We start from the raw sequence: 3,602 nt of genomic DNA on the forward strand, positions 1-3,602 counted from the left end.
GCGCCGAAGGCTATCTCGGGGTGATGATCGATGATCTGGTAACGCGCGGCATCACCGAGCCGTACCGGATGTTCACCTCGCGGGCGGAGTATCGGCTCACGTTGCGCGCCGACAACGCCGATCAGCGCCTTACGGACAAGGGAATTGCGCTCGGCTGCGTGGGCGCTGATCGCGCGAAGCGTCACCGCAATAAAATGGCGGCGCTGGATGCAGCCAGGCGCCTGACAAAGTCGCTGACGCTTACGCCCAACGAAGCCGCCAAACATGGATTGACGCTCAACAAGGACGGCCACCGCCGCTCGGCTTTTGAACTGCTGGCGTACCCGGAAATCGGCTTATCGGAGGTTCGCGGCATCTGGCCGGAGCTGTCGGCCATTGACCCAGGCGTGGCGGTCCATCTCGAAATCGATGCCAAATACGACGTCTACCTCAAGCGCCAAATCGCCGACGTGAACTCATTTCGGCGCGATGAGGGGCTGATCCTGGACGGCATCGATTACAATTTGGTGCCGGGTCTTTCGAATGAGGCACGCGCGAAACTGGAAGCTGCGCGTCCGCGAACGGTGGGGCAGGCGGGTCGGTTGGACGGCATGACCCCAGCGGCATTGGCGATTTTAGCCGCCTATCTTCGGCGAGAAGCGCGCAAGACGGCTGCGTCTCATTCCGCGTAGGACCGTTTCACGTGAAACAGCGCGACGTCTCGGAGGGCCCAAGCCTTCCGCCGGCAGCCCAGGGAAACCGAAATGATTTCCGACAAGATGGCGGCACTCCGGCTGACGCCCGTTTCACGTGAAACAGAGTCGCGGCTGGACCGCTACCTCGATCTTCTTCGGACCTGGCAGGCCAAAACCAATCTGGTCGCGCCGTCGACGCTTCCCCATTTATGGACCCGGCACGTCTCCGATTCGCTGCAGCTGCTGACGCTCGCTCCGTCTTCCAAATCATGGATGGACTTGGGGAGTGGCGGCGGCTTTCCCGGCGTGGTCCTGGCCTGCGCGCTCGCTGAAACCTCCGGCGCGATGGTGCACTTGGTCGAACGCAACGCAAAGAAGGCAGCTTTCCTGCGTGAGGCGCTACGGGTTACGAGCGCGCCTGGGGTGGTACATCTGGACGACATCAGGGATATTGTGGATAGAATCCCTGAGCCGATCGATTGCGTCACCGCGCGCGCGGTAGCTCCGCTAAACCAGCTCATCGGCTTTGCGGAGCCGATGGTGAGAAGAGGCGCCAGAGCGCTTTTTCTCAAGGGTCAAGATGTAGAAGCAGAATTGACCGCAGCCACTAAATGTTGGAACATCATGCCTCGTCTCCATTCCAGCGTCACCGGTGGACAAGGCTGGATTGTTGAACTTGATGGAATCGAGCGACGCGATCCGTCCGATAAACACCACGGCACCCACACATGACCGTACTCGCTGAATTTGACGCTGAGGAGAGGGCGCCAACCGCGCCCAAACACCCGCGCATTCTGGCGCTGGCCAACCAGAAAGGCGGCGTGGGGAAGACCACTACCGCGATCAATCTCGGCACCGCGCTCGCGGCGATAGGCGAGCGCGTGCTGATCGTCGATCTCGATCCGCAGGGCAACGCCTCCACGGGTCTCGGCATCGATCGCCGTAATCGCAGCTGCTCGACTTACGACGTGCTGATCGGCGAGGCGCGACTGCGCGATTCGGTCGTCGCAACGGCGGTTCCGCGGTTGCATATAGCGGCGTCCACCATGGACCTTTCCGGTCTCGAACTTGAACTCGGATCGACGCGCGATCGCGCGTTCCGGCTGCGCAATGCGATTGCGGCTTTGAACACCGACGCTATGCCGGATAGCGATTACACCTACGTGCTGATCGATTGTCCGCCCTCGCTCAATCTTCTCACCGTCAACGCGATGGCGGCATCCGACGCCATCCTGGTGCCGTTACAGTGCGAGTTCTTCGCGCTCGAAGGATTGTCGCAATTGCTACAAACGGTGGAGCAGGTGCGCAGCACGCTCAATCCCAACCTCTCAATCCACGGCATTGTGCTGACCATGTTCGATTCGCGGAACAATCTGGCAAACCAGGTTGTCGCCGATGTTCGGCAGTTCATGGGCGCCAAAGTCTACAACACGATGATTCCGCGCAATGTGCGCATCTCCGAAGCGCCGTCCTATGGCAAGCCGGTCCTGGTGTACGATCTCAAATGCGTCGGCAGCGATGCGTACCTCAAACTTGCGACGGAAGTGATCCAGCGGGAGCGCGAACTTCGCGCGCCGTGATCGCCCGATTCATTCCGTACGCGATCCGTGGTCTGGCGCCGTCCAACGAGAGATTTCAAGCTCGCCAGCTTCGCGAGACCAAAAACAAGAAACAGGAGCGATCAAGTTGAATCCAAGGGAGCTGGCGATGGCCGACGAAGCGCGTTCGCGATTGGGCCGCGGTCTTGCAAGTCTGATCGGAGATGTCGGCGGCGAGGCCGCGCATCTTGACCGTCCGCGCGCGCAACGCAAGGTTCCGATCGAATTCCTCAAACCCAATCCGCGTAACCCCCGCCGCGAATTCGCCGACGTCGAACTCAGCGAACTCGCCGAATCGATTCGCCAGCACGGCGTGATCCAACCGATCGTGGTGCGTCCCGTTCGAGGCGCGCAGGATCGTTTTGAAATCATCGCCGGCGAGCGCCGCTGGCGCGCCGCGCAGATCGCCGGCCTTCACGAGGTGCCGATCGCGCCCGTCGAAGTCAGTGATTCCGATGCACTCGAGATCGCGATTATCGAAAACGTGCAGCGCGAAGATCTCAACGCGATGGAAGAGGCACAGGGCTATCACGCGCTCGCCGGTGAGTTCAAACGCACGCAGGAAGAGATTGCGAAAATCGTCGGCAAGAGCCGCAGCCACATCGCCAACATGATGCGGTTGACGAAATTGCCCGCCGAGGTGCAGGCCTATATCGCGTTGGGGCAGTTATCGGCGGGACACGCGCGCGCGTTGATCGGCGTTCCCGATCCAGCCGCCGCCGCCAAGCGCATTGTCGAGGACGGCCTCAACGTGCGCCAGGCCGAGGCGCTGGCCCATGTCGAGGGCGTGCCAGAACGCAAACCGCAGAAGGCACGCGGCGGCAAGCTGAAAGATTCCGACACTGTCGCACTGGAGAAGCGCGTCAGCGACGCACTCGGGTTAAGGGTCAACATCGATCATGGCGATTCCGGCGGTACCGTGCATATCCGCTACCGCGATCTCGATCAGCTCGATGAGATCGTCAAACGGCTGGATACAAAAATCTAACTCGTTCTGCTGATGCGGTTTTCTTGACGCGAACCGGCGCCCACCTCGCTCGAAAGCGCTTTAGTCGGCGATCTGGTCGCGTCGTCTTCAGCGACGAGCACGGCGGGACGGCGATTCGCTTCACCCTCGCCGCTTTGCATTTACCGCGATGGACAATAACACTCGCTGTGCGATCACGGCCGCGAGCGATGTCTGCTTACGCATGTCCAGCGCCGCGGTCGCAAGCTGATCGACGATCGAGGCCAACCGCGCTGGACTGAAACTGCGCAGCGCGGTTTCGACGTTCGGTTTACGTGAAAAGTGCAGCCGAGGAAATCCACCCTCGAGCAGTGTCGATACCGG

Annotated in this window: 3 protein-coding genes and 2 pseudogenes; 4 read left to right on the plus strand and 1 reads right to left on the minus strand. The window is 61.0% G+C overall.

Annotation, left to right across the window (positions count from 1 at the left end; genetic code table 11):
• The 4 genes and pseudogenes from VJV58_RS19330 to VJV58_RS19345 all read left to right on the plus strand — a co-directional run.
• A pseudogene (locus tag VJV58_RS19330) lies at positions 1–671 on the plus strand (tRNA uridine-5-carboxymethylaminomethyl(34) synthesis enzyme MnmG); the annotation flags it as partial.
• A 72-nt stretch (positions 672–743) separates the two neighbouring features.
• Positions 744–1,406 (plus strand): 16S rRNA (guanine(527)-N(7))-methyltransferase RsmG, encoded by a 663-nt coding sequence (gene rsmG, locus VJV58_RS19335; protein WP_324138974.1) that lies wholly within the window; start codon positions 744–746, stop codon positions 1,404–1,406.
• A complete protein-coding gene (locus VJV58_RS19340; RefSeq protein WP_324138975.1) occupies positions 1,403–2,254 on the plus strand; it encodes a ParA family protein in 852 nt (283 codons plus the stop codon). Before rsmG ends, VJV58_RS19340 begins: the two co-directional genes overlap by 4 nt.
• Before the next feature lie 127 nt (positions 2,255–2,381).
• Positions 2,382–3,260, plus strand: a complete 879-nt coding sequence (locus tag VJV58_RS19345) for a ParB/RepB/Spo0J family partition protein (protein WP_324138976.1) — start codon at positions 2,382–2,384, stop codon at positions 3,258–3,260.
• A gap of 120 nt (positions 3,261–3,380) precedes the next feature.
• Here the strand turns inward: VJV58_RS19345 and VJV58_RS19350 are convergent.
• Positions 3,381–3,602: pseudogene (locus tag VJV58_RS19350) on the minus strand (DNA polymerase III subunit delta); the annotation flags it as partial.

It is taken from the genome of Bradyrhizobium sp. (assembly GCF_035273305.1).
In the GTDB taxonomy this organism is placed as follows: Bacteria; Pseudomonadota; Alphaproteobacteria; order Rhizobiales; family Xanthobacteraceae; genus Bradyrhizobium.